Source organism: Mesorhizobium sp. M1423 (assembly GCF_040317575.1).
In the GTDB taxonomy this organism is placed as follows: domain Bacteria; phylum Pseudomonadota; class Alphaproteobacteria; order Rhizobiales; family Rhizobiaceae; genus Mesorhizobium.
This window is the reverse complement of the sequence record NZ_JAMYKU010000034.1, coordinates 1-22,971: the sequence shown is the minus strand read 5'-3', so window position 1 is coordinate 22,971 and position 22,971 is coordinate 1. Positions and strand designations below refer to the sequence as shown.

Below are 22,971 nucleotides of genomic sequence, written 5' to 3'. Positions count from 1 at the left end.
TCGTGTCTGCGTTTGCTGGCCGAATCCGACCAAATCGTGACGCTTGCTGATCTAGCCGGCGAATGTTTCATGACAGTGCCGATCTGTTTAATAAAATGTTTCAGTGGCTCATTTCCTGTGAGCCAACGATATTTTTGGCGAAGGTAGCGACTTGACGGCAACACCGGGCAAGGCGATAAAGCCGGCCATGAAAACGTCTTTCGCCATTTGTGGCATTTGCATTATCGACTAGCCTCGCGCTGGTCCTGGACGTTTTCGCCTCATCTCCTCCCAGATTGGACAAACGCCCCGGCCAGCAGGCTGGAGCTCGATTTTGCGCCTCGGCGTGACCGACTCCATCCAGAGCACGATCCCAAAAGATCATGCTCAAACAAAGTAACGCACCGGAACGCACGTATGTCTGACGCATCGAAGAGCCTGCGCCTCTACAACACGCTAACGCGGAGCAAGGAGGATTTCTTCCCGATCGATCCGCGCAACGTGCGCATGTATGTCTGCGGCCCGACGGTCTACGACTTCGCCCATATCGGCAATGCGCGGCCGGTGATCGTCTTCGACGTGCTGTTCCGTTTGCTGCGCCATCTCTACGGGCAAGCGCATGTCACTTACGTCCGCAACATCACCGACGTCGACGACAAGATCAACGCTCGCGCGCTGCGCGATTTCGGCGGCGAGATTGCCTTGGGCAAGCTGTCGCTGAACGAAGCGATCAGGCGGGTCACCGAAAAGACCGCCGATCAGTTCCACAAGGACGTGGCGGCGCTCGGTTGCCTGGAACCGACGGTCGAGCCGCGCGCCACCGAGTTCGTCGAGCCTAGGCCCGACGGCAAGGTCGACATGATCCTCTTGATTCAACGCTTGATCGAACGCGGCCATGCCTATGTCGCGGCTGGAGAAGTCCTGTTCGACACCGCTTCCATGCCGGACTACGGACAGTTGTCGAAGCGCAATCTCGACGAGCAGCAGGCAGGCGCCCGCGTCGCCGTCGATGCGCACAAGAAGAACCCGCAGGATTTCGTGCTGTGGAAATTGTCTTCGCCCGAGGAACCGGGCTGGGAGAGTCCGTGGGGCAGGGGTCGGCCGGGCTGGCACATCGAGTGCTCGGCGATGTCGGCCGCCTATCTCGGCGAGGTGTTCGACATCCATGGCGGTGGTCTCGACCTGATCTTTCCACACCACGAGAACGAGATCGCCCAGTCACGTTGCGCCCACGGCACCGAAACGATGGCCAAGGTGTGGATGCACAACGGTTTCCTGCAGGTCGAGGGCCAGAAGATGTCCAAGAGCCTGGGCAATTTCTATTCGATCACCGAACTGCTGGAGACGGAGACTTTTGGCGGCCGCAAATGGCCGGGCGAGGTGCTCAGGCTGGCGATGCTGATGACGCATTATCGCGAGCCGATCGACTTTTCCGTACGCAAGCTGGAAGAGGCGGAGAATACGCTGCGCAAATGGAAGCGAGCGGCCGATCTGGCGCCGCCAACGGCAAAATCGGTGCCGGCGGATGTGATCGAAGTGCTGTCGGATGACCTCGCCACCTATCCCGCATTCCAGTTGCTGACCCAGTTGGCTGGCGATGCTGTTGATTTCGACGCTGGTAGCAGCAACGCAGCCGCCGAAGACAACGATGCTGCCACTTTGCTGAAGGCATCGCTGCTGTTCCTCGGCTTCGACGTCGCAACAGCCAAGGTGGATGAAGACGCCATTGCCAAAGCGATCGCCAAACGCCTCGCGCTGATCGCCGCCAAGAACTGGGCCGAGGCCGACCGCATCCGCGACGAGTTGCTGGCGCAAGGCATCCAGTTGAAGGACGGCAAGGACCCTGTCACCGGCGAACGCATCACCACCTGGGAGGTAAAAAGATGATCGATCATCTCGGCATCACCGTTTTGGATTTCGACGTGTCGAAAGCTTTTTACGACAGGGCGATGGCGCCGCTTGGTGCCTCGCTGCTCTACATGGTGCCGCAGGAATATACCGGCGGCGCCAAGGTCGGCGGCTACGGCCGCGACCGGCCAGTGTTTTGGCTGCATGCCGGCAAGGACAAGCCGAAGGATCATCAACACGTCGCTTTCACGGCGCGCAGCCGTGCCGAGGTCGATGCCTTTCACGCGGCGGCAATCGCCGCCGGCGGCAAGGACAATGGCGGGCCGGGCCTGCGCCCGCACTATCATCCGAACTATTATGGCGCCTTCGTCTTCGATCCCGACGGCAACAATGTCGAGGCGGTCTGCCATGCTCCGGAGTAAAATGCGATGAGCCTTGACAACAGACCGGTGTATACGGGCGGCTGCCAGTGCGGCGCAGTGCGCTTCCGCGTCGAAGGCGCGCTCGGCGATGCCTCCGTCTGCCATTGCCGCATGTGCCAGAAGGCGAGCGGCAATTTTTACCTGCCGCTGGTCTCGGTGCGCGGCGCAGGACTCGACTGGACGCGCGGCGAGCCCAAACGCTTCCGCTCGTCCAATGCGGCGTTGCGCGGTTTCTGCGCCGAATGCGGCACGCCGCTGACCTTCGAAGCGACCGACGGCGTGGCGCTCGCCATCGCCGCATTCGACCACCCCGAGGAGATCGCGCCGACGATCCAATGGGGTGTCGAAGCCAAGCTCCCCTATGTGGATCATGTCCACGAATTGCCCGGTGAGGAAACGATGGCCGACGTCTCGTCTGCCTCCTATCTCGCCGACCTCGTCTCCTACCAACATCCCGACCATGACACCGAACAATGGCCGCCGGAGGAAAGATCATGACCGAAACCGTTCGTACCGGCGGCTGCCAGTGCGGCGCCGTGCGCTTCCGCATCCACGGCGCGCTCGGCCGCCCCTCGATCTGTCATTGCCGCATGTGCCAGAAACAGTTCGGCTCGTTTTTCGGTGCGCTTGTGACAGTGCCGAGCGACGGCGTCGAATGGCTGCGCGAGGAGCCGAGTTACTTTCAGTCGTCGGTCAACATCGATCGCGGCTTCTGCGCCCGCTGCGGCACGCCGCTGACCTACCGCCAGCCCGGCGCGCTCGAGATCGCCATCGGCGCCTTCGACGACCGTTCCGATCTGGCGCCGCAGATCCAGGTCAACTACGCCGCCAGGCTGCCTTGGGTGGAGACGATCTTCGACGCGCCAATCCACGACGATCCGGATTTCTACGCGCGACAGGAGTCAATCATCTCCTTCCAGCATCCCGATCACGAGACGGCCAACTGGCCGCACCAGGGCCTGAAACTATGAGCAGCGAATTCCGCACCCTCTATCCCGAGATCGAGGCTTTCGAGTCCGGCATGCTAGACGTTGGCGATGGCCATCAGGTCTATTGGGAGCGCTCCGGCACCCGCGGTGCCAAGCCGGCGGTATTCCTGCATGGCGGACCGGGCGGCACCATTTCGCCAAAGCACCGGCGGCTGTTCGATCCGACGCTGTACGATGTCATCCTGTTCGACCAGCGTGGCTGTGGAAAATCGACGCCCAATGCCTCGCTCGAAGCCAACACCACCTGGCATCTGGTCGCCGACATAGAGCGGCTGCGCGACATGTGCGGCTTCGACAAATGGCTGGTGTTCGGCGGCTCGTGGGGTTCGACGCTGGCGCTGGCCTATGCCGAGACACACCCCGAGCGGGTCAGCGAACTGGTCGTGCGCGGCATCTACACGCTGACCCGCGCCGAACTCGAATGGTACTACCAGTTCGGCGTCTCGGAGATGTTCCCCGACAAATGGGAGCGGTTTTTGGCGCCCATTCCGGAGGCTGAGCGCGGCGACATGATGGCCGCCTACCGCAAACGGCTGGTCGGTAGCGATCCTGTGGCGCAGGTCGAGGCCGCTCGCGCCTGGAGCCTGTGGGAGGGCGAGACGATCACTTTGCTGCCGGAACCGGAAACCAGCGGTCCCTTCGGCCAGGATGATTATGCCCTGGCCTTCGCCCGCATCGAGAACCACTATTTCGTCCATGCCGGCTGGCTGGAAGAGGGACAGCTGCTGCGTGATGCATGGAAGCTTAAGGATATACCGGGTAGCATCGTTCACGGCCGCTACGACATGCCGTGCCCGGCGCGCTATGCCTGGGCGCTGCACAAGGCGTGGCCGAAAGCGGATTTCCATCTGATCGAAGGTGCCGGCCACGCCTATTCGGAGCCGGGCATCCTCGACAGGCTGATCCGCGCAACGGACGTGTTTGCCGGGAAATGACGATGGCTCGCGAGCGCCTTTATCTGTTCGACACGACGCTGCGCGATGGTCAGCAGACGCCGGGTATCGACTTTTCCGTCGAGGACAAGATCGCCATCGCCAAGCTGCTCGACGAGTTCGGCATCGACTACGTCGAGGGCGGTTACCCTGGCGCCAATCCAACCGACACCGCCTTTTTCGCCGAGCGTCGCACGGCCGATGCCAAGTTCGTCGCCTTCGGCATGACCAAGCGGGCAGGAGTGTCGGCCTCGAACGACCCCGGCCTCACCGCGCTGGTCCAGTCGAAGTCGGATGCCATCTGCTTCGTCGCCAAGAGCTGGGACTACCATGTCCGCGTCGCGCTCGGCTGCACCAATGAGGAGAACCTCGAGGCGATCAAGGCCTCGGTCGAGGCGGCGCTCAGTGCCGGCAAGGAGGCGATGGTCGACTGCGAGCATTTCTTCGATGGCTTCAAGGCCAACCCCGATTATGCGCTGGCCTGCGCCCGGACGGCCTACGATGCCGGCGCGCGCTGGGTGGTTCTATGCGACACCAATGGCGGCACGCAGCCCTCCGAGGTGCGCGCCATCGTCGAAAAGGTGATCGCGGCCGGCATACCGGGCGACCATCTCGGCATCCACGCCCATGACGACACCGGCCAGGCGGTGGCGAATTCGCTTGCCGCCGTGGAGGCCGGCGTGCGCCATATCCAGGGCACGCTGAATGGCATAGGCGAGCGCTGCGGCAACGCCAATCTGATCTCGATCGTGCCGACATTGTCGTTGAAGCCTGCCTTTGCCGGCCGCTTTGCAACAGGCATTTCAGCGGAGGCGTTGACCGGTATATCGCGCCTGTCCCGCGCCTTCGACGAGTTGCTGAACCGTGCGCCGGAAGCGCAGGCCCCCTATGTCGGCGCCTCCGCATTCGCTACCAAGGCCGGCATCCATGCCTCGGCGCTGGCCAAGGAGCCGGCGACCTACGAGCATGTGCCGCCAGAGACTGTCGGCAACCGCCGCCGCGTCATGGTTTCGGACCAAGGCGGCAAGGCGAATTTCATGGCCGAGCTGAAACGGCGCGGCATCGACATGCCCCGGGACGACCATCGCCTCGACGCGCTGATCGCCGTGGTCAAGGAGCGTGAGGCGGAGGGCTACGCTTACGAAGGCGCCGACGCCAGCTTCGAGCTTCTGGCGCGCAAGATGCTGCATGGCGTGCCGGAATTCTTCCGCGTCACTTCATTCCGCTGCATGGTCGAGCGCCGCTTCGACGCCAACGGCCAGCTGAAGACGGTCTCGGAGGCGATTGTGAAAGTGCTGGTCGAGGGCGAGGAGAAGATGTCGGTCGCCGAAGGCCATGGCCCGGTCAACGCGCTCGACATTGCGCTGCGCAAGGATCTCGGCAAATTCCAGAGCGAGATCGCCGATCTCGAGCTGGCCGACTTCAAGGTGCGTATCCTCAATGGTGGCACCGAGGCGATTACCCGCGTGCTGATCGAATCGCATGACGGCACCGGTGCGCGCTGGTGGACGGTCGGCGTCTCCGAAAACATCATCGATGCTTCGTTCCAGGCGCTGATGGATTCGATCGTCTACAAGCTGATGAAGAACCGCGACATGGCCGGGCTGATCGCGGCGGAGTGAGGAAATGGGCTTCACGATAAGCTGGGTCGCATTCAATGGTCTGCCACTCGCGAAGGCAGCGCTGGCTTTCGGTCTGGCTCAGAGCGGACAATCGGACGAGGTTTTTGATTTTGACTACAATGGCGTGACGGTTGGTCAAAATTGGTCTGTCGTCATTTTTAACGACGTGAACATGGACCTGGTGGACGAGAAGCGCCTGGCTAACCTTTCGACGGGCAGGGACATTGTCGTCGTTCACAATATCGATACGGTCATGCTGCAATGGGCCGAACAGTGGCGCGACGGGCACGAAGTCTGGAGCATACGACACACCAGCGCAGACGGTGCGCGCAACCTGGAAGCGACAGGAAACCTTCCATCCTGTTTCGAGGAGATCCGCCGCGAGCGCTTCGCAGATCAGGATCGCGAGGACGCAGGTGCTGCCGCCATAGACTTTATCGCAGATATTCCGATCGAGGTGGCAGGATGCGTGACGGGCTTTCGTCACGACACCGTTGGAGCGGAATTCATGGAATTGGTGCCTGCGCCCGGCCAGACCAAATGACTGCGGGCTTCGCGCATTTCAATGAACTGGTGAAAACTCCGGGTTCTTGAACCATCAGCGAGACTCCATTGATCCATCAGAACTTTGCGATGGTCTTGCCGGGGCCGCTGGCGCATAGCCTTGGGCCATGGCTACCCAAGTACTTCAAATCGAGGCCGATACCAAAGCTCGTCGCGGCTTCTTGCTGGCGCTCGGCGCCTACCTGCTTTGGGGGCTGCTGCCCTTCTACATGAAGGCTGTCGCGCATCTGCCGCTGGCCGAAGTCATCGCCCACCGCATCGTCTGGTCGGTGCCGATCGCGGCCGCCATCCTGGTCTGGGCGGGCCGCACTGCCGATTTCAAAGCGGCCGTTCGTTCGCCGCGCATCATTTCGATGGCGCTGCTGACGGCGGCGCTGATCTCGGTCAACTGGGGCATCTATGTCTGGGCGATCGCGGTCGACCGCACGATCGAGACCGCGCTTGGCTATTACATCAACCCGCTGGTCAGCGTCGTTGTCGGCGCGCTGCTGCTCGGCGAACGGCTCGACCGCCTGCAGATCGCGGCGGTGGTGCTCGCGGCAATCGCCGTCGCGGTGCTAACCATCGACGCTGGCAAGCTGCCCTGGGTGTCGCTGGTGCTGGCCTTTTCCTTTGCCGCCTATGGCTTCTTCCGCAAGACGCTGCCAATTGGTCCAAGCCAGGGCTTCCTGCTCGAAGTGCTGCTACTGTCGGTGCCGGCGCTCGGCTACATCGTCTTCCTGATCGCCACAGGACAGGATCATTTCGTCTCCAGCTCCTTGAACGACACCGCCTTGCTGGTCGGCTGCGGACCGGTCACCGCCGTGCCGCTGCTGTTGTTTGCGTTCGGCGCCAGGCTGCTGCGCCTCTCCACCATCGGCATCATGCAATATATCGCGCCGACAATCGTCTTTTTGATCGCGGTGCTGATTTTCGGCGAACCCTTCGGCAGCGTTCAGGCCATCGCCTTCGGCCTGATCTGGGCGGCGCTGGCGATGTACTCCTGGTCGATGTTTTCTTCGGCGCGCAAGACCGTCGCCGCATCCGCTCGATCCGCGTAACGAAGAAAGGCGGCTGGCGGGCCTAATGCCGGCAGCCGCCTCTTTCACGGTCGCTCAGCGCTTCGGCCCGAAGCCTGGATAGGGCTGCAGCGGCACGACGGCGGCAATGTCCATCATGCCGGCCTTGACCAGCGGCAAGGTTGCGAGATGGCTGCGCACGTCGGCATCGCTGCCGGCCTCGAACATCATGCCGCTGCCGGGAATGTCGCCTCGATTCCACACCTGACGCACGGCGCCTTCGGCATAGAGCGTGCGGCGCTGCTCGGCCTCGCCGGGCAGCAGAGGCGCGAAATCGGCGTCGGTGAACTTTTCGGTGTTGCGCACAAGAAGGGCAAAGAACTGCATCGGAATCTCCTGATGTTGGCCGTTGGAATGGCGAAAATATTCGCTTCGGCTGGCCAGACAGTCCAAGACTGATTAGGCTAAAGTTGAGACCTCACGGGACTTGAGCATCGGAGCAACAACGTTCGACCTGCGCCAGCTCCGCTATTTCATCACGGTGGCCGAAACCGGCAATGTCGGGCGTGCCGCCGAATTGCTCCACATCTCGCAGTCGCCGCTCAGCCGCCAGATCATGCAGCTGGAGCAGCAACTGGGCATCACATTATTCGAGAGGGCGAGGCAGCGTGTTCATCTCAATCCCGAAGGCCGCGCCTTTCTTACCGAGGCGCGTGCGCTGCTGGCCCATGCAAGACGGCTGGAGGAGCTCGGCCGCAATCTCGCCAGCGGTACGGTCGGCCGTCTCGCCATCGGCTATGTCGAAGGTGCGGTCCATGCCGGGCTTGTCGCTCGGATGCTGCGCCAGTTTCGCCGCGACCGGCCCGAATTTCATCTTCAACTGAAGGGCCAGCGTTCCGCCGCGCAGATCGAAGCGCTGCGCGAACGATCGCTCGATCTGGGCCTCGTCTACACGCCTTCTTCTGCCGACGATCCCGACATCGCCGCCTTGCTCATCATGCGCGAGCCTCTGGTTCTGGCGATGCCGGAAAGCGATCCATTGGCCGAAATCGCGGAGATACTGCCGCAGCAACTGGACGGACGCACCTGGATCACGGTGGTGCGCCAGCCTGACGACACCAACCGCAGCCAATTTCTCGCCGCCTGTGCGAAGGCCGGTTTCCTGCCCGACATAGCCTATGAGACGACCGATCCGTTGACGTCGTTGGGCTTGGTCAGCGCCGGGCTTGGGCTGGCGACGGTGCAGGCCAGCCTGCGGAGTGCCGCGCCGCCTCAGATCGTGTTTCGCGATCTGCCGTGGTTCGAACGCACCGTCTCGATCCATCTCGCCTGGCGACGTCAGGACAAGCGGGCGGTCATCGCGGACTTAAGGAAGGCAGTAGGGAAGGAGTTAATGAAGGAGTTAATAGCGAATAGTGAATAGTAAAGTACAACACCTTCCGAACCGGCGCGCGTGTCTATCCCTACTCCCTACTCCCTACTCCCTACTCACTCTACATTTTATCAATCACCGACTGCACGCCCTCCGTCGGTGCATCGACGGAGGATCCCGCCACCATGATGGCGGCTACGATCGCTTCCGGGTCCTCGACCACCAGCGGCTTGACCCGCTGCGCGGTGTGGATGAAGCCCTCCGTTGCCATGTGGTCGAGCAGCGCCAGCATCGGATCCCAGAACCCTCCGACGTTGCCGAAGACGATCGGCTTACGATGATGTCCGAGCTGCGCCCAAGTCATGATCTCGACGATCTCCTCGACGGTGCCGATGCCGCCGGGCAACGCCACAAAGGCGTCGGATTTCTCGAACATCCTGTGTTTGCGCTCGTGCATGTTGTCGGTGATGACGAGCTCGTCGAGCCGGTCAAGCGCGGTTTCGGTCGCCTCCCGGTTGATCAGAAAACGTGGAATTATGCCCGTTACCTTGCCGCCGGCCTTTAATGCCCCTTCAGCGACGGCACCCATGATACCTTTAGTGCCGCCGCCATAAATCAGACGCAGGCCGGACTTGGCGATCGAGCGGCCAAGCAGGTGTCCGGCCTTGATATAGGTTTCATCTCGGCCCGGGGACGAGCCGCAATAGACGCAGACAGATCGAATCGTGTTCATGTTATGATTGGTGATAGGGACTATTGGCATGGTCAAGCCCCGGAGCGGGCTTTTTCTTGTCGGCTTTGGCAAAACAGGCTAGACCGAAATTAGGTGGCTAAGGGGCAGGGAAACATGGCAATTAATCCGTTGAAGGCGTTTTTGTTCGCGGCTGGCGGCTCCGTCGCTGCGGCGGGAACCGCCTATGTATCGGGCGCACTCGACCCGTATCTCAATTCTACCCCGCCTGCGGAAGTCGCGGCGCTGACGCCGCCGGTTTCGAAACCGGTCGCTCCGGCAACCGAGGGGCGGCTGCCGTCTGCGCCCGCCGCGTCCACCGATGCGGCGACGCCCGCCGCGCCGGCCGCTGCAGGTGCGATCGTGCCGACCTTCGACATCGTGCGCGTCGAAAGCAACGGCTCGATCGTCGTCGCCGGCAATGCAGCGCCCAACGCCAAGGTCGAGATTCTCAACGGTTCGACTGTGCTCGGCTCGACGGTCGCCGGTCCCGACGGCGCCTTTGCCATTATTCTCGACGATCCGCTGAAGCCCGGCGACTATACGATCACGCTTCGCTCTACGGCCGACAATGTCGTGACCGCCTCGGCGCAGACCGCCGTCGTTTCGATTCCCCAGAATTCCACCGGTCAAGTGCTGGCCATGGTCGAGGAGCCGGGAAAGCCGTCCGAACTGCTCACTGTTCCTGCCCCTGAGGCAAAATCTGACGCATCGCCGCCAACCGGCGAACAGGCGGCCGTTCAGCCACCCGCCACCGGCACCGAATTGCCGGCTGCCGCAGCGCCGGCCGCCCCGGCGGCTGATGTTCAAGCAGCGCCTGCTTCTGCCGCGCCGGCCGCTGTTGAAGCCGCACCGGCTCCGGCAGCGCCCGCCACACCGGCAGCGCCTGCTACTTCCACGGCGGAGCCCAAAGTCGTCGTCGAAGCCGTCGAAATCGACGGCAACAAGATTTTCGTTGCCGGGGTCGCCGATCCCGGCCGCAAGGTGCGCGCCTATGCCAATGATATCCTGCTCGGCGACGCGAAGACCTCGCCCGACCGCCACTTCCTGGTCGAAGCGACACGCGACGTCCCGGTCGGCACCTACACCATCCATGTCGACGCGCTCGACGCCGACGGGGTGACGGTGGTGGCTCGTGCCGCCGTGCCGTTCGAACGCGAGCCGGGCGAGGCGGTTGCCGCCGTCGCACCCGCCGAGCCAAAGCCTGCCGAGGTAAAACCAGCCGAGCCGAACGCTCCGGCCACCGAAGCCGCACCGGCGACAGCCGCCGAAACGCCCGCAACTGCCCCCATTCCTGCCACCGAGGCCCCGGCCGAAATGGCCGTCGCGACGCCTCCGGGCGAAGCTCCCGAGACCGTGGGCCCCAAGCTCGAACATGCCAATGGCGCAGTCATCATCCGCCGCCACGACACGCTGTGGCGGATTTCGCGGCGGGTCTATGGCCAGGGCATGCGCTACTCGACCATCTATCTCGCCAACCAGGACCAGATCAGCAATCCGAACCGCATCTGGCCGGGGCAGGTGTTCAAGGTGCCGGAGAAATCGAAAGAAGGCGAGCCCGCCGATCTCAAGGCAATGGGCGACCAGATGACGACGGCGCCAGTCAAGACTGAGTAGCCGTTCTGCCCATCAGGATAGCTTGCGGCAGGGCCAGTCATCGTTTATCGCCGATGGACGATGACCGAATCCTCCCTCGTAACGGACCGACGCCGCGCGGCAGATGAACACGCGCCGGCCAACTGCACGCCGGCCAACTGTACGCCGGATAGCCGCGCTGTCGCTGTCCGGCTCGCGGCCCTTTCGCATCCGGCGCGGATCGAAATTCTCAAACACCTTTCCGCCAGCCGTTCCTGCTGCTGTCGCGAGGTCGTCGAGCATCTCGACCTGGCGCAGTCCACCGTTTCCCAGCATTTGAAGATTCTGGTCGAAGCCGGGCTTATCCGCTTCGAGCCTGACCGCCAGCGCTCGCGCTATGAGCTCGACCGTGCTGCGCTCGCCGATGTTTCCGCGTCGCTGGCCGCGCTGGTCGATTCCTGCTGCTCCGGCCGCTAAGATATAAAAAGGTAAACAAGAATGGCCGAGAAAACCGTTTCCGCCGATTCCGGCTCGACCTTCAGAACGTTGCGCAATCTCTGGCCCTATATGTGGCCGGCCGACCGCGCCGACCTGAGGGCGCGGGTGGTGTGGGCAACCGTGCTGCTGGTTGCCGCCAAGCTGACCCTGGTGGCCGGACCCTATTTCTTCAAATGGGCGACCGACGCACTGGCCGGCGACGCCAAATCTCCGCCGCCGCTGCCGGCCTTCCTACTGGCGCCGGTCATGCTGGTCGTCGCCTACAATGCCGTGCGGCTGGTGCAGCTCGGCTTCAACCAGTTGCGCGACGCCCTGTTTGCACGGGTCGGCCAGCATGCCGTGCGCCGGCTCGCCTTCCGCACCTTCGTACACATGCATGAATTGTCACTGCGCTTCCACCTCGAACGGCGCACCGGCGGCCTGTCGCGTGTCATCGAGCGCGGCACCAAGGGCATCGAGACGATCGTCCGCTTCACCATGCTGGCGACGGCGCCGACGATCGTCGAATTCGCGCTCACCGCCGGCATCTTCGCCGTCACCTATGGCTGGCTTTACGTGCTGGTGATCGCGGTCACGGTCTGGCTCTATGTGTGGTTCACCGTCAGGGCGAGCGATTGGCGTATTTCGATCCGCCGAGAGATGAACGACAGCGATAATGAAGCCAGCACGAAGGCGATCGATTCGCTGCTTAACTACGAAACAGTCAAATATTTCAACAACGAAGCCATGGAGGCCGAGCGCTTCGACCGTTCCACGGCGCGCTATGAGGTGGCGGCGACCAGGACCTGGACCTCGCTTGGCTGGCTGAACTTCGGCCAAGGCGTGATCTTCGGCATCGGCATGACCGTCGTCATGGTGCTGTCGGCGCTCGAGGTGAAGGCAGGCACACAGAGCGTCGGCGATTTCGTCTTCGTCAACGCCATGCTCATGCAGCTTTCGGTGCCGCTGAATTTTATCGGCATGATCTACCGCGAAATTCGCCAGGGCCTGACCGACATCGAAAACATGTTCGATCTGCTCGACGTCAAGCGCGAGATCGTCGATCGGCCGGGCGCCAAGCCACTGTTCGTCGATGCCGGCAAGGTCGAGTTCCGTGACGTGCATTTTTCCTACGACCCCAACCGCAAGATCCTGAAGGGCATCAGCTTCGAGGTGCCGGCCGGCAAGACGGTGGCCATCGTCGGCCCCTCCGGAGCCGGAAAGTCGACCATTTCGCGGCTTTTGTTTCGTTTCTACGACATTCAGCGCGGCACAATTCTGATCGACGGCCAGGACATTCGCGACGTCAAGCAGGAGAGCTTGCGCGCCGCCATCGGCATGGTGCCGCAGGACACGGTGCTGTTTAACGACACCATCGCCTACAACATCCGCTACGGCCGCATCGGCGCCAGCGAGGAGGATGTGCGCAAGGCGGCAGAACTGGCCCAGATCGGACCGTTCATCGAGCGGCTGCCCGACGGCTATCGCTCAATGGTGGGCGAGCGCGGGCTGAAACTGTCCGGCGGTGAGAAGCAGCGGGTGGCGATTGCCCGCACCATCTTGAAGGCACCGCCGATCCTGATGCTCGACGAGGCGACCTCGGCGCTGGACAGCCACACCGAGCAGGAGATCCAGGCGGCACTGGACCTGGTCAGCCAGGGCCGCACCACCCTCGTCATCGCCCATCGACTGTCTACAGTGATTTCGGCCGACGAGATCATCGTCCTGCAGGACGGCCAGATCGCCGAGCGCGGCACCCATGCCGCCTTGATGGCCAAGCGCGGCCTTTATGCATCGATGTGGGACCGGCAGCGCGAGGCAAGCGAGGCCGAGGAGCGGCTGCGCATTGCCCGCGAAAGCGACGAGTTCGGCGTCGTCGTCCGCCGCCGCACCTCGGAGGTGAGCTGAAATTCGTGCTTGACCTCAACTTAAGTTGAGATCGTAGGCCGTTTTGGATCGCAGCAAGATGCGTGGTTCAAAAACGGAGACAATCGATATGAATGGGATAAATCAGGCAGTTAGTGGCGGCAGCGTATTCCGGGTGGACAAGTTTGTCGTTCCGGCCAACGCTCGCGAGGAGATTCTTGCCAAGGTCCGGATGACGCATGAATTGCTGCGCCAGCAGCAAGGGTTCGTCCAGGATTTCCTGCTCGAGCAATTCTCGGGGCCGGGGGAGTTCAACCTCGTGACCATTGTCGAATGGGAAGGGCAGGCCGCTGTCGATAAGGTCGTGCCGATCATCAAGGCCGCGCATGAGCGCATCGGCTTCAATCCTCAGGAGACCATTGCGCGACTTGGCGTCAGGGCCGATATCGCTAATTACCAGCGGATTCCCGCGGTGTAAGCTCTCTATGGCCAGCCTGCTCCCGGCGCGGTAGCCTCGATGCTGAGCACCTGGCCGGTACGGGCATCGCTGATCATATGTTCGAAGCCGCGCCATTCGGCGGCCACGATGAACAGCGTTTTTCCCTCGCTGCCGCCGAGCATGCAGGCAAAACAGCCGCGATCGACGTCGACGCTTTCGAGCATTGTGCCGCCCTCGCGCACCCGCACGCAATGCCTGTTCGGAACGTCGGCGTACCAGGCGGCACCTTCGGCATCGAGGCAGATGCCGTCGGGAAAACCGTTGCCAAGATTGGCCCAGACTCTCCGATTGGAAAGGTGGCCATCGGCAGCGATGTCGAAGGCGGTCAGCCGGTTGGCGTGGGACTCGGCAACGATCAGCGTCTTGTTGTCAGGTGTCACCGCCATGCCATTGGCGAAGGCGAGGTTCTCAGCCACCTGCCGAGCCGAGCCGTCAGGTGCAACCAGCACGATGGTGCCGGGGCCGAAATGCTGGCCGGGAGCCGGAGCCGGCCCACCACCATTGACGTAGATGTTGCCGCGCCCGTCGACGACGATCTCGTTCCAGGGACTCTTCGACAGATGTCTCAGATCGGCATGGGTGACCAATGTCCCGTCAGCCTCCTGCCTGAGGATCAGCCCTTCGCGGCCGGACACGACAATCAGCCGCCCGTCCGGCAGCCAGTCGATGGAGTAGGGCAGGGTGGCCGGCACAATGAGCGCGATCTCGCTGTTGCCTAGGGCGTCAACGGCGATGATCTGGCCTGTACCCCAGTTGCAGAACCAAAGCCGGCCATCATGCCAGCGCGGCGACTCGCCAAAGGCCAGGCCGTTCATCACCACTTGCGCTTGCTTGGCTGCCGATTTCTGCATGGGCCGAGAACCTCCGGGTTTGCGCAAATCGTCACGGCCGAAAGGCCGATGAGAGGCGCTGTCTTGCCAAGGACGGGCGTGGGGGCTTCGTGCCGACAATCGCAATCAACATATTTCCGGTTGACCACTTCGGCAGTCCGGATGCTGCCAAGGACGCCCCTGAGGCGGCACGACCGCTAACACCCGACCGCCTGATTGTCGCGTTGCGGCGAAGGGGTGTTTCCGCTATTGAGGCCGGACTTGGAACCAAGGTTGCCCTCATCCCATGAGCCTCGTTGACACGATCAAAAATGCGTTCGTTCCGATCCATCGCCAGGGTTATCCCTTTATCGCTGCGTTCGGCGCGGCGACGCTTTTTCTTGGCTATTTCTCCTCGACCCTGTTCTGGATCGGTCTCATTCTGACCGCGTGGTGCGCTTATTTCTTCCGCGATCCCGAGCGTGTCACGCCGATCGACGACCGGCTGGTTGTCAGCCCGGCGGACGGCATCGTCTCGGCCGTCGGCCCGGCCGTGCCGCCGCGCGAGCTTGGCCTCGGCGGCGGCGAAATGACCCGCATCTCGGTATTCATGAATGTCTTTTCCTGCCACGTGAACCGCGCCCCGGTGCGTGGCCGCATTTCCAGGATCGAGCATCGGCCAGGAAAATTCCTCAACGCCGAACTCGACAAGGCAAGCACCGAGAACGAACGCAACGGGCTGGTCATAGAGAGCCCCAACGGCACGGTGGCTGCGGTGCAGATCGCCGGCCTGGTGGCGCGGCGGATCGTCTGCTGGGCCGAGACCGGCGGCGCCATCGGCACCGGCGAGCGCTTCGGGCTGATCCGCTTTGGCTCGCGCGTGGACGTATTCCTGCCCTCGACGGCGACGCCGCGCGTTGCCGTCGGCCAGACGGCGGTAGGCGGTGAGACGGTGCTGGCGGAATTCGGCGGCGTTGCCGCAACGCCGCTCGTGCGGATCTCCTGACCGGTGGCCCCGCCGTTCAAGAAATTCGAGGCGCATGGCGGCGGCGGCCCGCGCATCCGTGAAATCCCGATGCGCATGGTGCTGCCCAATCTGGTCACCGTGCTTGCCATCTGCGCCGGCCTGTCCGGCATCCGCTTCGGCTTCGAAGGCCGCTTCGAGCCGGCGGTGGTGATGGTACTGCTCGCCGCCTTCCTCGATGGTATCGACGGCCGCCTGGCGCGAATGCTGAAGGCGACCTCCAAATTCGGCGCCCAGATGGATTCGCTGGCCGATATCGTCAATTTCGGCGTGGCACCGGCGCTAGTGCTTTATGCCTTTCTGCTCGACAGGGCAGGTTCGCCGGGCTGGATCGCGGCGCTGCTGTTTACCATCGCCTGTGGGATGAGGCTTGCCCGCTTCAACGTGCTCGACGAAGAGCTCGACCGTCCGCAGTGGCAAACCGAATATTTCGTTGGCGTGCCGGCGCCGGCGGGTGCGGTGCTGGTGATGCTGCCGCTCTATCTGTTCTTCCTCAGGCTTGGCCTTGAACCCAGCCGCCTGGCGGCCTTCATTGCCACCGGCTTTACAATATTGGTGGCGTTCCTGCTGGTCAGCCGACTGCCCGTCTATTCCGGCAAGAGCGTCAGGATACCGGGCGACAGAGTGCTGCCGATCATCCTCGCAGTCGTCCTCTACGTCCTGCTTTTGATGACCTATCCCTGGTATACGCTGACGGCTTCGGTTGCCGGCTATTTGCTGTTTTTGCCATTCAGCGTGCGCGCCTATTCCAGACGCGCCAAGCGCGAAGGCGAGAAGGTGCCGTCCTCGGACATCGGCTGACAGATTTGGTGCCAATTTCGCACGCGGCGCTGTGGAACGCCCTTCAAAACCACGTTTTCGGAACTTGCTGGGCGCCTGACCGTTTGTGTCGGTAGGTCCGTTTGAGCGACTGCTCGTGATCGTCAACGTCGCGCAAGCTGCCGCATCGGGCCCAGAATCATCGGAATACGAGAAATGGCTGTCATCCTCATTGGCGCATTACTGACTGTCGCCGGCCTCGTATATATGGCGGTTGCAGCCATCATGCGCGGGCGGCTCAGTGAGCCGGCCGCTGTCTCCACCGCGCCGGATAGCCCGAGGCCCAATCTCGCAACACCAGGTCCGACTCTGGAGCCGCGGCGGCGCGGGCTCCGTTTTCTCGGCTTGTCACAGAATTGGCCGGGCCTGCTGATGATGGCCGTCGGCGTCATTCTGCTGTTATCGGTAGTGGTCCTCTAGAGTTTTGGAAAGGTCTGGAAAACCTCAGGCGGCAGCGCTCAGTCCCAGCCTCTCGAGCGCCAGCTTTCTTGTCGAGACATAGTCGGTCTTGCCCGAGCCCAGCACCGGGATTTCCTCGACCTTGACGATGTCGTTCGGTACCATCAGTTCGGCCGCCCCGGCCTTCTTGCCGAATTCGCGCAATTCGTCGGGATTGGCACTGTCGGCGGTGGTGACCAGGACGAGGCGCTCGCCGCGCCGTCTGTCCGGCACCGCCACCACGGCGTGATGCTCTTCCGGCCACAGCGACTGCACCAGCATCTCGACCGCACCAAGCGATACCATCTCGCCGGCGATCTTGGCGAAGCGCTTGGCGCGGCCGCGAATGGTGATGAAGCCTTCGCGATCGACCGAGACGATATCGCCGGTGTCGTGCCAGCCTTCGAGCGGCTGTAGCTCGCCCGGCCGATCGGCGGTCATGTAGCCCATCATCAGGTTCGGCCCGTCGAGCCACAGCCGGCCGGCGTCGCTAATGCCTTCGACCGGTTCGAGTTTCATGCGCATGGCCGGCAGCAGCCGCCCGACCGTGCCGTCGCGACCGTGGATGGCGGTGTTGACGGCAACCACCGGTGCGGCCTCGGTCAAGCCAAAACCTTCGATGATCTCGGCCTGGAAGCGTTCGCGATAAACCCGGCGCGTCTCCGGCTTCACCGCCTCGGCACCGGCGACGACAAAGCGCAGGCTGGAAAAATCGCCGTCCTTGGCGGTGCGGGCATAGTTGGCGAGGAACGTGTCGGTGCCGAACATCACCGTTGGCCGGACCTTGCGCGCCACCTCCGGAATAAGCTTGTAGTGGAGCGGTGAGGGGTAGAGGAACAGTTTTACGCCGGTGACCAGCGGCAAGATGGTGCCACCGGTCAGGCCGAACGAGTGGAACACCGGCAGCACGTTGAGCAGGATGTCGACCGGCGAGATGGTGATGCGGGCTTCGGCCTGCATGGCATTGGCAAGAAGGTTCCGGTGCGACAGCACAACTGCCTTGGGTGTGCCTTCCGAGCCGGAGGTGAACAGGATCACCGCCGGCTTGGCTGCATCCTGGCGCTGCAACGGCCATCGCCACAGCAAGGCGGCAGCGAGCTTGTCCAGCACGGTCACGCTTGCGCGAACATCCTCCAGCCACAGCAGTTTCGCTCCGCCCTTTTCCACCGCCTCGACTATGTCGGCGAGGTTGGCCTTTTCGACAAAGGCGCGTGAGGAGACCACGGTGCGGATCACCGCCGTGCGGATGGCGGCGGTGACGCTCGCTGGGCCGGCGGTATAGTTGATCATTGCTGCCACTCGCCCAGTCGACAAAACACCGACGAACGCCAGCACGAGGCCATTGGCGTTGGGCAGGAGCAGCCCAACCGCTTCGCTCGGCGCTGTCATTGCCTCGAAGCGGCGGCCCAAAACCCTGGCACCGATAAACATTTTCCGGTAGCTCAGCGCACCGCCGATGATGTCTTCGATAATTGGGTGCGAAGCGCCGACACGGTCGGCGGCGTCACGCATGGCAAGGAACAGCCCTCGGTCGAGATCACTGCCAAAAAGCCTGGCCTCGGCGAAGCGATCGAACAGCGCATTGGTATTGGAGGCCTGATTGGGGTTCCGCGCCACCAGCTCGGCGATGGTCATCGGCTCCAGCGCGCTGATCGACAGCTGCGGGAACCAGTGGCGCGGCGCCTTGTCATCCGGCGTCAGCGACGCCGGCAGGCTGCGCGCGCCGGCAACGAAGATCGGCACGATGCGAGCGTCGGCCTGCATGGCGATACGGGTGATGGCGCGGAACAACCGAAACGACTTGACGTCGGGCTCGACCGCATTCGGCAGGTAAACGGCGAGCCGGCCCTTGCCCTTCAGCACCCGCACCAGTCTGCGGCTGACGAAGACATGCTCGGCGTTGAAGGCGATGGTGCGGCCAAGCTCGCGCCATGGTTCCAGCCAAGGCGATCTGGCCGAAGCCGGGTCGAGGATGTGCAGCGTGTCCTCCGGCAGCAGCGACAGCATCAGCGCCGGCTCGAGGCGCGACTGATGCCAGACGACGTAGATGATCGGGGCCGCCGACTTGCGGGCAATCTTGATGCGCTCGTCGTTGATGCGGTAGGCGAGCTTGAACGGCACGTAGAGCAGCGCCTGGCTCAAGCGCAGGCCGAGGCGGAACTTCTCCACCACGCCGATCAGCAGCCAGGCCGTGACAAGACCCGCAAGCAGCGCCAGTGTCAGGATCATCGCCGCATCTCCCAACAATCTCACGTCGCGGCTCTTCAGTGGCCGCTTCGGGTGAGAACCTAGCCGAAGTTGGATCAACGTCAATGCGGCTTCATTTTTCCGTCTCTCCTGCTATCAGTGGGCTCGGCTGCCTTCTCCACAAATCGCAGCTACGCCGCCTTCATCCTCCCGCTTATGAAGCGGAATTCCTGCGTCTTGCCGCCAAAGCCATACGCGGCCGCTGGCACTTCGTGCACGAGGGCATAGCTTTCCTCATGGATCTTGCCTAGCAGCCGGCCGAATGCGGCAAAGATTGCCTGGAGATAGGCCTCCAGTTCGAGCTTGGTGTTGGTGCCGTCGACGACCTTGATGTCGAGCCAAGCCGTGTTGGCGCCGTGCTGGGCCAGCGACTTGCCGCCGGCGAACCAGTGCTCGGGGTCGAGATAGGAAATCGCGACAGCTGTGATCGTCGCGTCCTTGCGCAGATGCGTGGCCGTCAGTTCGGTCACCTCCTTGGCAATAGCGGCGGACAAAGCGGCATCGGGCTTGCCGGTAACGCTGACATTGATGATCGGCATGTTTCTTCTCCTCGGTTTCAAGCGGCGTCTCTTCGCCGTCGAGAAAATCATGCCATCGTCCTTGCGTCAGAAAAATCGAATTGTTTTTGATAAATACTTTGATATTGTCGAACTATGCAGGCGCTCGATCCCGACCTCCTCAAAACTTTCCTCGCTTTCGTCGATAGCGGCTCGCTGGCGCAGGCTGCGTCGATCGTCGGCCGCTCGCCGTCGGCGGTGACCGCGCAGATGCAGCGGCTGGAGGATGTAGTCGGCGAACCGCTGCTGGTGCCGCAGGGGCGAGGGCGTGGCCTGACGCCGGCGGGCGAGGATCTGGTCGGCCACGCGCGGCGCATTCTTGCTGCGCACCGCGAGGCGTGGCTGGCCCTCAAAGGGGCGCATGCCGATGGGCGCGTCGCCATCGGCACGACGCAGGATTTCGCCGACAGCGGCTTGCCGCAGCTTCTCAGGGCCTTCGCTGTCAGCCATCCGCGCGTCAGGATCGAATTGCGCGTCGGCCGCTCCGCCGAACTGGCGCAGGCTTTGCAAGCCGGCACCCTTGATCTGGCCATTGCCATGCGACAGGCGCCGACGCGGGACGAAGTCGGCGTGCTCAAAGAGCCAATGATCTGGCTTTGCTCACAAAACGGCTTGGCCACCCGCCAAGAGGAATTGCCCTTGGCGCTGCTCGATCCCCATTGCGGGTTTCGCGATGCAGCGACCAGTGCACTGGATGCGGCCGGCCGCCGCTATCGCATTGCTGCCGGCAGTGCCAGCCTTGCCGGCCTGCGTACGGCGGTACACGCTGGCATCGCTTTGACGTTGAGGACGGCGCGCTTCGCTCATTCCGGCATCGTCGAGGCGCCGCGCGATCTTGATCTGCCGCCGGTGCCGGTCGCCGAATTCGCCATCCGCTTGCGTGAGGATGCCGACCGGCCGGCGCAGGATCTGGCCGCGTTGTTCAGCGGCAACCTGGGCTCGGCCAGTTGAGTCAGCAAAGAAAAAGCCGACCTTGCGGTCGGCTTCTGAGTAGGACGGGCCGAGGGGTTTGGGGGGACTTGGGGATGGCCCGTCGCAGCTATAATGCCTGAGCCCGATGATGGTTCCATGACTTTTCAAATTTATTTTCAGGCACGGATTTCGCGTGATCGGACCTCCAACTCGCCCTCGGGCGTGGCGAGGATTTTGGTCATGCATCCGCTGCGCGCTGCCTGGCCATCAGCCAGTCACGGCCGGCGTGAGCGAACACCGCGCAAAGCACGATTGCGCCGCCGACCATGCTGGCCGCCGGCGGGATCTCCGCCAGGAACAGGAAGGCGAACAGGATCGCGAATGGCACTTCGGCCGAACCCAGCAGTCCGGACTCGGCCGCCGGAATGAGCCGGGCGCCCTCCGTCCACAGGATCGAGGCAAGCGCGAACGAGGAGCCGAAGGTGGCTAGAAGCAATGCGTCCCTGGCCGAGACGGCCAGCGGATCGGTGACGAACCAGCCGAGCACGAACAAAAGGAATGCCGACACCGCACCCGCCCACACCACCGGCGTATCGCGGAAGGTGCGCACCATGATCATGTAGAGGGCGCTGCCGATCGTCATCAGCAGCGCCAGCCCGTCGCCGAACAGATGGCCGGTGCCGAAGCCCGACCAGACCATGATCGCCACCCCGCATAGTGACACGGCAGCGGCAGCAAGCGTCTGCAGCCGGAACGGTTCGCGGACCAACAGGAGGGCCAGCAGCGCGGTGACGAAGGGGGCGGTGGCATAGATGATGGCGACATTGGCGACAAAGGTGAACTTGAACGCCGAGATGAAGGCGATGCTGGCGAGCGCCCCCTCGATCGCCAGCAGCCAGCCGCGCCAGCCGAGCCGCAGGCTGTCGCGACCGCCGGAGCGCTGGCGGCGCCATAGCACATAGAGGCTGATCAGGATCGAGCCGACGAAGCCGCGCCAGCAGGTGATGGTCAGCGGGTCGGAATGGATCGATTTGGTCAGCACGCCGGTGAGGCCGAAGACGGCCGCCGACGCCGAGACCAGGATGATGCCAAGGGTACGTTCGCGGGCGCTTTCCACTGTGCCTGACATGTCCAGCGATTCCGTCATTTCACCAGCCTACGCTGCCCCGTCCTGACACCATAGTGTCAGCTTGATCGAGGCGTCGTGCATCGAAACAGCAGACCGGCAGCCCCGGTGAACAGGCTGCCGGCGAAGCCCTTTCGCGGGTTTCCAGGATGGCGTTATCGGCCATATGTCCGGCGGCCTTACGAATGTGTTGCGAGAGAGGGTGTGAAGGCGTTGGATGCTCCCCGTATCGTCAGGCTATACGGGCGAAACCCTGCCAAGCGCTACGCCAGCGGGGACTTGCGTTTGGGGCAGCCGACACCGCCGTTAAGCAGCGAAGCCAGGCAACTATGGGAGCGAAATGAAATGGACGCGATCGCATTGAAGGCCATGCAGGCGCCGCTGAAGGAGGCCTATCGCGACGACGCCTCGCGCGCGCTGATTACTCTCCGCGCCAAAGGCTCGATCGACGACCAATCGATCGCCTGCAAGGTCGAGACAGGCAGGGCGATCGCCATTGCCGGGCTGCATCCGGCGACCGGCGGCACCGGGCTTGAACTCTGCTCCGGCGACATGCTGCTGGAGGCGCTGGTGGCTTGCGCCGGCGTCACGCTGAAGGCGGTGGTCACGGCGCTGGAATTCAAGCTTGGGGCCGCCACGGTGGAAGCCGAAGGCGATCTCGACTTTCGCGGCACGCTTGGCGTGGCGAGGGATGCGCCGGTTGGCTTCCGCGCCATCCGGCTGACATTCGGCCTCGACACCGACGAGCCGCAGGAGCGCATCGATGCGCTGATCAAGTTGACCGAGCGCTACTGCGTCGTGTTGCAGACCATCAGCCAGAAGCCGGAGCTGACGGTAAGCGCACGACGCTGATGCTGCCAATCTCTCCCCTTGAGGGGGAGATGCACGGCAGGGCAGAGGGGGTTGGTCCGACGGGGCTCGGCCTGCTGCGGCAGATGGAGGCTGGCGCTCCACGCGTGGCGACCCCCTCTGGCCTGCCGGCTTTGCAAAAACTTGGCATCTCCCCCTCAAGGCAGGGGAATCGCATATGGCGATTTTGGGGTTGAGTTTAGGCTGAGAAAGGATTCTTTGGAGAGGCAGGTGAGCGAAGGAGCGACTGCCATTTCCTGCCTTGAGAGCTACTTTGGCGCGGTGCCTGATCCACGCGCGCCCAACGCCACGCACCG

24 protein-coding genes are annotated in these 22,971 nt (G+C 63.1%); 18 read left to right on the top strand and 6 right to left on the bottom strand.

The features are described from left to right. Nucleotides 1-396: 396 nt before the first annotated feature. The 8 genes from cysS to rarD all read left to right on the top strand — a co-directional run bounded on the left by cysS (nucleotide 397) and on the right by rarD (nucleotide 7,396). Nucleotides 397-1,866 carry a cysteine--tRNA ligase gene (gene cysS, locus NKG95_RS29645; protein WP_023719862.1) on the top strand — a complete coding sequence of 490 codons (1,470 nt, stop codon included), beginning with the start codon at nucleotides 397-399 and terminating at the stop codon, nucleotides 1,864-1,866. Next, entirely contained in the window at nucleotides 1,863-2,249 is a 387-nt protein-coding gene (locus NKG95_RS29640) for a VOC family protein (protein ID WP_352856679.1), read from the top strand. The genes cysS and NKG95_RS29640 overlap by 4 nt, the downstream gene beginning before the upstream one ends. Before the next feature lie 6 nt (nucleotides 2,250-2,255). Next, nucleotides 2,256-2,747 (top strand): GFA family protein, encoded by a 492-nt coding sequence (locus tag NKG95_RS29635; RefSeq protein WP_023719861.1) that lies wholly within the window; start codon nucleotides 2,256-2,258, stop codon nucleotides 2,745-2,747. After that, nucleotides 2,744-3,220 (top strand): GFA family protein, encoded by a 477-nt coding sequence (locus NKG95_RS29630; protein ID WP_023719860.1) that lies wholly within the window; start codon nucleotides 2,744-2,746, stop codon nucleotides 3,218-3,220. Before NKG95_RS29635 ends, NKG95_RS29630 begins: the two co-directional genes overlap by 4 nt. Then, on the top strand, nucleotides 3,217-4,173 hold the full coding sequence (gene pip / locus NKG95_RS29625; protein ID WP_023719859.1) for a prolyl aminopeptidase: 957 nt from the start codon (nucleotides 3,217-3,219) through the stop codon (nucleotides 4,171-4,173). The genes NKG95_RS29630 and pip overlap by 4 nt, the downstream gene beginning before the upstream one ends. Then, complete coding sequence (gene cimA / locus NKG95_RS29620; protein ID WP_198030508.1) at nucleotides 4,170-5,792, top strand: citramalate synthase; 1,623 nt, start codon at nucleotides 4,170-4,172, stop codon at nucleotides 5,790-5,792. Before pip ends, cimA begins: the two co-directional genes overlap by 4 nt. 4 nt (nucleotides 5,793-5,796) lie before the next feature. Beyond that, entirely contained in the window at nucleotides 5,797-6,336 is a 540-nt protein-coding gene (locus NKG95_RS29615) for a hypothetical protein (protein WP_353043273.1), read from the top strand. A gap of 127 nt (nucleotides 6,337-6,463) precedes the next feature. Further along, nucleotides 6,464-7,396 (top strand): EamA family transporter RarD, encoded by a 933-nt coding sequence (rarD, locus tag NKG95_RS29610; RefSeq protein WP_353043272.1) that lies wholly within the window; start codon nucleotides 6,464-6,466, stop codon nucleotides 7,394-7,396. Between the two features lie 54 nt (nucleotides 7,397-7,450). Here the strand turns inward: rarD and NKG95_RS29605 are convergent, their stop codons facing one another. Next, nucleotides 7,451-7,741, bottom strand: coding sequence for a muconolactone Delta-isomerase family protein (locus NKG95_RS29605; RefSeq protein WP_023719855.1), 291 nt, complete (start codon nucleotides 7,739-7,741; stop codon nucleotides 7,451-7,453). 100 nt (nucleotides 7,742-7,841) lie between these two features. Here NKG95_RS29605 and NKG95_RS29600 point away from each other — a divergent pair, with 100 nt between their 5' ends. Then, the gene (locus NKG95_RS29600; protein WP_353043271.1) at nucleotides 7,842-8,777 is read left to right on the top strand and encodes a LysR family transcriptional regulator; all 936 of its coding nucleotides are present in this window, start codon (nucleotides 7,842-7,844) and stop codon (nucleotides 8,775-8,777) included. Between the two features lie 70 nt (nucleotides 8,778-8,847). On the opposite strand, the gene NKG95_RS29595 is transcribed toward NKG95_RS29600, so the two are convergent. Beyond that, nucleotides 8,848-9,459 (bottom strand): LOG family protein, encoded by a 612-nt coding sequence (locus NKG95_RS29595; protein WP_023719853.1) that lies wholly within the window; start codon nucleotides 9,457-9,459, stop codon nucleotides 8,848-8,850. A 114-nt stretch (nucleotides 9,460-9,573) separates the two neighbouring features. On the opposite strand from NKG95_RS29595, the gene NKG95_RS29590 reads away from it, so the two are divergent. The 4 genes from NKG95_RS29590 (at nucleotide 9,574) to NKG95_RS29575 (ending at nucleotide 13,852) form a co-directional block, all read left to right on the top strand. After that, nucleotides 9,574-11,073, top strand: a complete 1,500-nt coding sequence (locus NKG95_RS29590) for a LysM peptidoglycan-binding domain-containing protein (protein ID WP_353043270.1) — start codon at nucleotides 9,574-9,576, stop codon at nucleotides 11,071-11,073. A 60-nt stretch (nucleotides 11,074-11,133) separates the two neighbouring features. Continuing rightward, nucleotides 11,134-11,508 carry an ArsR/SmtB family transcription factor gene (locus NKG95_RS29585; RefSeq protein ID WP_353043269.1) on the top strand — a complete coding sequence of 125 codons (375 nt, stop codon included), beginning with the start codon at nucleotides 11,134-11,136 and terminating at the stop codon, nucleotides 11,506-11,508. Between the two features lie 21 nt (nucleotides 11,509-11,529). Further along, nucleotides 11,530-13,416: an ABCB family ABC transporter ATP-binding protein/permease gene (locus NKG95_RS29580; RefSeq protein WP_353043268.1), complete on the top strand. Its 1,887-nt coding sequence runs from the start codon at nucleotides 11,530-11,532 to the stop codon at nucleotides 13,414-13,416. A gap of 88 nt (nucleotides 13,417-13,504) precedes the next feature. Then, nucleotides 13,505-13,852 (top strand): hypothetical protein, encoded by a 348-nt coding sequence (locus NKG95_RS29575; protein ID WP_023719849.1) that lies wholly within the window; start codon nucleotides 13,505-13,507, stop codon nucleotides 13,850-13,852. 5 nt (nucleotides 13,853-13,857) lie between these two features. Here the strand turns inward: NKG95_RS29575 and NKG95_RS29570 are convergent, their stop codons facing one another. Beyond that, nucleotides 13,858-14,724, bottom strand: a complete 867-nt coding sequence (locus tag NKG95_RS29570) for an SMP-30/gluconolactonase/LRE family protein (protein ID WP_353043267.1) — start codon at nucleotides 14,722-14,724, stop codon at nucleotides 13,858-13,860. A gap of 265 nt (nucleotides 14,725-14,989) precedes the next feature. Here NKG95_RS29570 and NKG95_RS29565 point away from each other — a divergent pair, with 265 nt between their 5' ends. The 3 genes from NKG95_RS29565 (at nucleotide 14,990) to NKG95_RS29555 (ending at nucleotide 16,945) form a co-directional block, all read left to right on the top strand. Next, a complete protein-coding gene (locus NKG95_RS29565) occupies nucleotides 14,990-15,688 on the top strand; it encodes a phosphatidylserine decarboxylase (protein ID WP_353043266.1) in 699 nt (232 codons plus the stop codon). Between the two features lie 3 nt (nucleotides 15,689-15,691). Then, nucleotides 15,692-16,507, top strand: coding sequence for a CDP-alcohol phosphatidyltransferase family protein (locus NKG95_RS29560; RefSeq protein WP_023719846.1), 816 nt, complete (start codon nucleotides 15,692-15,694; stop codon nucleotides 16,505-16,507). A gap of 174 nt (nucleotides 16,508-16,681) precedes the next feature. Then, complete coding sequence (locus NKG95_RS29555) at nucleotides 16,682-16,945, top strand: hypothetical protein (RefSeq protein WP_023719845.1); 264 nt, start codon at nucleotides 16,682-16,684, stop codon at nucleotides 16,943-16,945. 24 nt (nucleotides 16,946-16,969) lie between these two features. Here NKG95_RS29555 and NKG95_RS29550 read toward each other — a convergent pair whose 3' ends face one another. Both NKG95_RS29550 and NKG95_RS29545 read right to left on the bottom strand, forming a co-directional pair. Beyond that, nucleotides 16,970-19,192: an AMP-binding protein gene (locus tag NKG95_RS29550; protein WP_353043265.1), complete on the bottom strand. Its 2,223-nt coding sequence runs from the start codon at nucleotides 19,190-19,192 to the stop codon at nucleotides 16,970-16,972. Between the two features lie 149 nt (nucleotides 19,193-19,341). After that, the gene (locus NKG95_RS29545) at nucleotides 19,342-19,749 is read right to left on the bottom strand and encodes a tautomerase family protein (protein WP_352481829.1); all 408 of its coding nucleotides are present in this window, start codon (nucleotides 19,747-19,749) and stop codon (nucleotides 19,342-19,344) included. Nucleotides 19,750-19,863: 114 nt separating this feature from the next. Between NKG95_RS29545 and NKG95_RS29540 the strand changes: the two genes are divergently transcribed. After that, nucleotides 19,864-20,718, top strand: a complete 855-nt coding sequence (locus tag NKG95_RS29540) for a LysR substrate-binding domain-containing protein (protein WP_353043264.1) — start codon at nucleotides 19,864-19,866, stop codon at nucleotides 20,716-20,718. A gap of 199 nt (nucleotides 20,719-20,917) precedes the next feature. On the opposite strand, the gene NKG95_RS29535 is transcribed toward NKG95_RS29540, so the two are convergent. After that, nucleotides 20,918-21,826, bottom strand: a complete 909-nt coding sequence (locus NKG95_RS29535; RefSeq protein ID WP_023719842.1) for a DMT family transporter — start codon at nucleotides 21,824-21,826, stop codon at nucleotides 20,918-20,920. 324 nt (nucleotides 21,827-22,150) lie between these two features. On the opposite strand from NKG95_RS29535, the gene NKG95_RS29530 reads away from it, so the two are divergent. Next, nucleotides 22,151-22,657 carry an OsmC family protein gene (locus tag NKG95_RS29530; protein WP_353043263.1) on the top strand — a complete coding sequence of 169 codons (507 nt, stop codon included), beginning with the start codon at nucleotides 22,151-22,153 and terminating at the stop codon, nucleotides 22,655-22,657. Nucleotides 22,658-22,971 lie beyond the last annotated feature (314 nt).